Below are 6,576 nucleotides of genomic sequence, written 5' to 3'. Positions count from 1 at the left end.
CAAAATATTGAGTCATGGAGCTACACAATCAGGCTATTTTGTAGGCAGAAAACCGATCGTCAACCGGGGTGGAAAAAAGGTGGTTGCTAAAGTTGCGCAGGGTCTTGACGGAAATGGCGAGCACGATGTAGAGCAGGTCAATTTCTTTGTAGCCCGCTTCCACGAACGTCTGGACTATCTCAGGCTCCGGCTGGCCGTGACTTTGGACCATAGCCGTCGTCGTGGCATACAGCACTGCCAGTTTCGCTTTTGAGGGCCTTGTGCGCTGGCGTGATCGATGGGGTGAAGACTCTTGACAAGTGGGGTAGCAGACATAGACATATTCTCTGGATAAACGACGCGAAGACTTGATGCCAAGGAGGGATTCCCAGGCTCACTTCCACGCCACTCGATGGTAGAAGCCCATGGGATCTCAAAGTAAGCCGTCCGTCTCGATCAAGTGTTCTAAAGTTTCGCTTTTGGGAAGATCAAAGGCTGCGTTTCGTTGGATTCATTCCCTCGCCCGCTCACGTGACCGCCGGATCAGCAAATACACCGCCGGAATCACGAACATCGACAGCAACGGCGCCGTGATCATGCCGCCGACCATGGGCGCGGCGATGCGCTGCATGACCTCGGAGCCCGTCCCGCTTCCCCACATGATAGGAAACAGGCCCGCCAGAATCACGGCCGCTGTCATAGCTTTGGGACGCACGCGCAACACCGCGCCTTCACGGATGGCATCAAGCAGGTCGGCAGCGCTGGTTTTCCCCTGCGCGAGCCTGTCGTCCCAGGCAGACCTCAGGTATAGCAGCATGATCACGCCGAATTCGGCCGAGACACCGGCCAGCGCGATAAACCCGACGGCGCTCGCCACTGACAGGTTGTAGTCCAACAGGTAAAGCAGCCAGATGCCTCCCACCAGCGCAAACGGCAAGGTAATCATGATGAGCAAAGCTTCGTCGAAGCGCTTGAAGGTCAGGTACAGCAGCACGAAGATGATCAGCAGCGTAAAAGGAACGACCACCTTGAGCTTGGCCGTGGCGCGCTCCAGAAACTCGAACTGGCCAGACCAGGAAATGGAATACCCGGGCGGCAGCTTCACTTTTTCGGCCACAGCCTTCTGCATGTCCTGCACGGCAGAGCGCAGATCGCGGCCCCGGATGTCCACATAAACCCAGCCCGACAGGCGGGCGTTTTCGCTGCGCAGCATGGGCGGGCCATCGGTGATGCGGATGTCGGCCACGTCCGAGAGCACCAGGCGCGCGCCGCGCTCGGTCACGATGGGCAGGCTGCGCAACTTCTCCAGAGAGTCCCGGATTTCTCGCGGGTAGCGCATGTTGATGGGAAAGCGCTGCAAACCCTCGACCGTCTCACCGATGTTCTCGCCGCCTACCGCCAAGCTGATGACCGACTGCACGTCAGCGATGTTCAGGCCAAAACTGGCTGCCGCGTCACGCCGGATGTTCACATCAACATAACGTCCGCCGGTCAGGCGTTCGGCCAATGCACTTGAAACGCCCGGAACGGCTTTGAGCGCATGTTCGATCTCGCCAGTCAGCCGGTCAATCGTCGCCAGATCGGTGCCGGCCACCTTCACGCCCACCGGGCTCTTGATACCCGTGGCGAGCATGTCGATGCGGTTGCGAATCGGCGGCACCCAGATGTTGGACAAGCCCGGAACCTTCACGATGCGGTCGAGTTCTTCCACCAGCTTGTCCTGCGTCATGCCGGCCCGCCACTGCTCGCGCGGCTTGAACTGGATGGTGGTTTCGAACATCTCCATCGGCGCTGGGTCGGTTGCTGTCTCGGCGCGCCCGGCCTTGCCATACACACTGGCAACCTCGGGCACGGTCTTGATCAGCCGGTCGGTCTGCTGCAGCAACTCGCCCGCCTTGCCGGCAGACAGGCCCGGCAAGGCTGACGGCATGTAAAGCAAATCGCCCTCGTCAAGCCGGGGCATGAACTCGCCGCCGATATGCTGCAGCGGCCACAGGCTGATGACCAGCACAACGGCAGAGGCCAGCAGCGTGAGCTTTGGCCCGCGCAGAACCGCCTCCAGCATGGGCCGGTAGACCGCGATCAGCAAGCGGTTCAGGGGATTGGCCCTCTCATCGGGAATCCGGCCTCTGATGAGGTAACCCATCAGCACCGGAATCAGGGTGACCGACAGCCCGGCCGCAGCCGCCATGGCGTAGGTTTTGGTGAATGCCAGCGGCGAGAACATCCGGCCTTCCTGGGCTTCCAGCGTGAACACCGGGACAAACGACAAGGTGATGATGAGCAGCGAAAAGAACAGCGCCGGCCCCACTTCGGCCGCCGCATCGCCGATGACCCGCCAGCGTGCCTCGCCCTGCAATGTTTTGTCGGGATGGTCGTGGCCCCACTGCTCCAGGTGTTTGTGGGCGTTTTCGATCATGACCACCGCCGCATCGACCATGGCGCCAATGGCAATCGCGATGCCGCCCAGCGACATGATGTTTGCGTTCACCCCCTGGTAGCGCATCACGATGAAGGCGATCAGAATGCCCAGCGGCAGCGAGATGATGGCCACGAAGGCCGAGCGCAGGTGAAACAGGAAGATGAAGCACACCACCGCCACGACGAGGAATTCCTCCAGCAGCTTGTAGGCAAGGTTGTCCACGGCGCGCTCAATCAGGCCGGAGCGGTCATAGACCGGAACGATTTCCACGCCCTTGGGCAGGCTGGACTGCAAGGATGCGAGCTTGGTCTTGACCGCGGCGATGGTTTCCAGCGCATTCTTGCCTGAACGCATGATGATCACGCCGCCGGTGGCTTCGCCCTCGCCATCGAGTTCGCCGATGCCTCTGCGCATTTCCGGGCCGATCTGGATGCGCGCCACGTCGCCCAGGCGCACCGAGACGCCGCCAGGCGTCGTCATCAAAGGCACTGCGCGGAAATCGTCGAGTGATTGCAGATAACCCGAGGCCCGCACCATGTACTCGGCCTCCCCCAATTCGAGCACCGAGCCACCGGCTTCCTGGTTGGCCTTCTGGATGGCCTCGACCACCCGGGTATGCGGGATGGCGTAGGCCGCCAGCTTGTCCGGATCGAGCACGATCTGGTACTGGCGGACCATGCCGCCAATCGAGGCGACCTCGGCAACGTTGGGCACGGTTTTGAGTTCGTACTTGAGAAACCAATCCTGCAGCGCGCGCAATTGCGAAGCGTCTTGCGTTCCGCTGCGGTCGATGAGCGCATATTGGTAAATCCAGCCGACGCCCGTCGCATCCGGCCCCAGCGTGGCCTTGGCGGCTGCTGGCAGTCGCGACTGCACCTGGTTGAGGTATTCCAGTACCCGCGAACGTGCCCAGTACAGGTCAGTGCCGTCCTCAAACAGTACGTAGACAAAGGAGTCGCCGAAAAAGGAGTAGCCGCGCACCGTCTTGGCGCCCGGCACTGAGAGCATGGTCGTCGTCAGCGGATAGGTGACCTGGTTCTCGACGATGCGTGGCGCCTGGCCCGGGTAAGTGGTTCGAATGATGACCTGCACATCGGACAGGTCGGGCAAGGCGTCCAGCGGCGTTCTTTGCACCGAGTACACGCCCCAGGCACTGATCATCAAGCTGGCCAGCAGGATCAGAAAGCGGTTGGCGATGGACCATCGGATCAGACCGGCGATCACCTCTTGCTCCCTGACGCTGCAGGCGCGGCGCCTGGTGCAAAAGGCAGCGGCTTGACCCGTGTCAGCTGCGGCAGCCCGTCCTCGCCCATGTAGAACTCAAAGCTCACCCGGTCACCGGCTTGCAGGTTAGGCGGTAGCTCCTTGGGAGGTGGCGGCTTGAAATCCATGGTCATCGCGCCCCACTTGAGCGAGGCAATGGGTCCGTGCGACAGGGTGATCTCGTCTTTGCCAATGGCATCGACCCTGGCCTCGCCTTCGTGGCGCGGTGCAGTCGTGGCGGCTGCCGGCTTGGGCAGTTCGTTCAGCCGGGCTTCCACACCCTTGAGGCTGGCCTCGGAATCGATCAGGAATTGCGACGACACCACGACGCGCTGGCCGCCCTGCAATCCGCGCTTGATTTCGGTCTGGCCACCGCTTTCAATACCCATCTGAACATCGACCGGCCGGAAGCGCCCGTTGTCCTCGGCCAGCATCACCACCGTGCGCTTGCCGGTCTGGATCACGGCTTCGGTGGGGACCAGCAAAGCCTTGTCAGCTGGTATGCCCATGAACTGCATGCTCACAAACATGCCCGGCACGAGGCGCCCACCTGGGTTGGCCAATTCCATGCGGGCCTTGAGCGTGCGTGTCACTGGATTGACCTCAGGCAGGATGGCCTGCACCTTGCCGTCGAACGTCATTCCAGGTGCAGCCGGACTGCGGGCCTGCACCTTAGCGTCTGGGCGCAGCAGGGCAGACTGGCTCTCCGGTACCTCGGCGTTGGCCCACACGGTGGACAGGCCATTGATGCGAAACAGCGTGGAACCGGCCTGCACCGTCATACCTTCACGCACCATCAATTCCACCACCACCCCGCCTAGCGGTGCCGCCACGGTAATTCGCGTCTGGGTTAGGCCGCTCGCATCAACTTGACGAATCTGCGCTTCGCTCATGCCCGCCTGGCGCATGCGTTGGCGGGCGCCGTCAACCAGCGGCGCCAGGTCGTAGCCGGTCATGCGCCTGAGCGCCAAAAACTCTTCCTGGGCGGCAACCCAGTCCGGCACATAGAGATCCACCAGCGGCTGCCCCTTGGTCACCCGGTCCAAGGTGGCGCGCACATGCAAACGCTCCACATAGCCTGTTGCGCGGGCTTGAACAATGGCCTGATCTCGCTCGTTAAAGGCAACACTACCCACCGCCGAGACCTGCGGTGACAGCGTGCCTTCGGTGACCGGCGCCGTGCGAACCCCCAGGTTTTGCTGAACGCGCGGGCTCACGGTGACCGTGCCTTGGTCGGTGTCGCCATCGGCATAGACCGGCACCAGCATCATGTCCATAAAGGGCGACTTGGCCGGCTTGTCAAACTTGTTGCCCGGCACCATGGGATCGTGGTAATAAAGGATCTTTCGGCCATTCGTCGGATCGGTATCGCCCGCTTTGATGCCTGCGCTGATATGACGGCGGGTCGCGTCTTCGCCTTCGGCGATGCGCAAGGGAGCGGCCGCTGGCAGCGCACCGGAATCTTGCGCCGGGGCGCTGGGCGTAACGGCGGCAGCGACCGCTGCCATGTTGCTGCCACGTTTCATGCCAAAGGCATAGAGACCGTAACCGACCGCGCCCAGCAAGCTGGCAACCACCAGTGCGACAATGACGTATTTTTTGTTCATGGCTGGTCCTTGGCTTGGGCTGCAATGCCCTGATCGGGAACGAGAAAGTTGAGTTGAGCCCAGGAACGCGCTGTTTCCTGCTCCAGGATCAGGGCCTGGATACGGACATCAATCACGTCGCGGCGAGCGGTCAGGGTGGTGACCAGGTCGCTCTTGCCGGCGCGGTAGCTGGTGAGTGCCGCTTCGACCCGTTGCTGGGCCGTGGGGATCAGCGCATCACGGTAGCGCGCGACCCGTTCCTTGCCCGACTGCCAATCATTGAGCCAGCCGCTCACCTCGGCCACGTGGCGGCGCATCGCCTCCTCGTAACGGGCTCTGGCCTCATCGACCAAGGCGAGCGCGGCGGCCAATTCCCGGTCCTGGCGATTTTTGGAGTCCGATTGCAGCGGGATGGAAACCCCGATCGACAGCATGTTGGAAAAAGCAGGGCCGCGCTGGGCGTAGCTGGCCTCAATGCTCCAGTCGGACTGTTTGTTGGCTTGAGCAAGCCGTGCTTGAGTCTCAGCGGCGTCGATCTCGGCACTGATCACCTGCAGATCGGGGTGCCGCTGAAGGTGTTGGTCCGCAAATTTATTTTGCAGCGGTGTACTTTGCCATGGCGGCGCCCCGGAGGGCGCTCTTTCGGCTGCGGCAACACCCACCCACCTGACCAGCCTCAGTCCGGCACTGCGGTACTGACGATCAACCTCACTGAGACGGTCCTCCAGAGCGATCACGGCGACACGCGCCGCAAACACGTCAGCCTGACTACCCTGAGCGGTACGAAAGCCGATGTCCGCTGCCTGTACTTGCAGCCGCGCCTCCTCAATCTGCTGGGCAAGCAGTTCACGCGAGGCCTGCGCATAGTAGCGGTCGAGCCAGGCCAGTGCCGTCTCACGCTGCACATTGGCCTGCGTGAGTTGGCGTTGCGCACGCACCTGCTCGGCGTTACGTTCGAACCGCTCGGCCCGGAGTTGACGTTTTTCGGCACGCGTCAACTCCTGCACCAGGCCGATACGACGCTGGGTCATGAAGTCACGCGTCAGGCTTAAGCGCTCAGAACCATTGGCCGGCAAATTGTCAATGCCGAGCTTGAGCACCGGGTCGGGTAGCTGGCCGGCAGACACGGCTTGCTCACGGGCGGCAACGGCGAGCGCATCTTGCGCACGCAGTTGCTGCGATCTGCCGACGGCAATGCGCTGCGCCTCAACCAGGGTCAAAGGATCGGCAGCCCATGATGGCGAGCCAAGCACCCCAATCAGGGCACTTATCAAGACGCCAGCAGCGCCCCGGGAAATCGGAAACGGTAAAAACATGAAACCTCCA

At 62.0% G+C, this 6,576-nt stretch carries 4 protein-coding genes; 1 reads left to right on the top strand and 3 read right to left on the bottom strand.

Annotated elements, in window-relative coordinates; translation table 11 throughout:
- Nucleotides 1–253 (top strand): hypothetical protein (locus tag IV091_RS03475; RefSeq protein WP_293465146.1); only part of this gene is annotated, 253 nt, incomplete at its 5' end.
- 237 nt (nt 254–490) lie between these two features.
- Here IV091_RS03475 and IV091_RS03470 read toward each other — a convergent pair.
- The 3 genes from IV091_RS03470 to IV091_RS03460 are packed head-to-tail and all read right to left on the bottom strand — an operon-like array spanning nt 491 to nt 6,566.
- Nucleotides 491–3,625, bottom strand: a complete 3,135-nt coding sequence (locus IV091_RS03470; RefSeq protein ID WP_293465143.1) for an efflux RND transporter permease subunit — start codon at nt 3,623–3,625, stop codon at nt 491–493.
- Nucleotides 3,622–5,271: an efflux RND transporter periplasmic adaptor subunit gene (locus IV091_RS03465; RefSeq protein ID WP_293465140.1), complete on the bottom strand. Its 1,650-nt coding sequence runs from the start codon at nt 5,269–5,271 to the stop codon at nt 3,622–3,624. Before IV091_RS03465 ends, IV091_RS03470 begins: the two co-directional genes overlap by 4 nt.
- Nucleotides 5,268–6,566 carry a TolC family protein gene (locus IV091_RS03460; RefSeq protein ID WP_293465137.1) on the bottom strand — a complete coding sequence of 433 codons (1,299 nt, stop codon included), beginning with the start codon at nt 6,564–6,566 and terminating at the stop codon, nt 5,268–5,270. The genes IV091_RS03465 and IV091_RS03460 overlap by 4 nt, the downstream gene beginning before the upstream one ends.
- Between the last annotated feature and the right edge of the window lie 10 nt (nt 6,567–6,576).

This window comes from Polaromonas sp. (assembly GCF_018780625.1).
Taxonomy (GTDB): domain Bacteria; phylum Pseudomonadota; class Gammaproteobacteria; order Burkholderiales; family Burkholderiaceae_C; genus Polaromonas.
This window is presented reverse-complemented; position numbering and strand designations above follow the sequence as displayed.

Bases quoted from the DNA above. Each gene is read 5' to 3' on its own strand.
- IV091_RS03465 (WP_293465140.1), bottom strand. From the start codon at position 5,271: ATGAACAAAAAATACGTCATTGTCGCACTGGTGGTTGCCAGCTTGCTG.
- IV091_RS03460 (WP_293465137.1), bottom strand. From the start codon at position 6,566: ATGTTTTTACCGTTTCCGATTTCCCGGGGCGCTGCTGGCGTCTTGATA.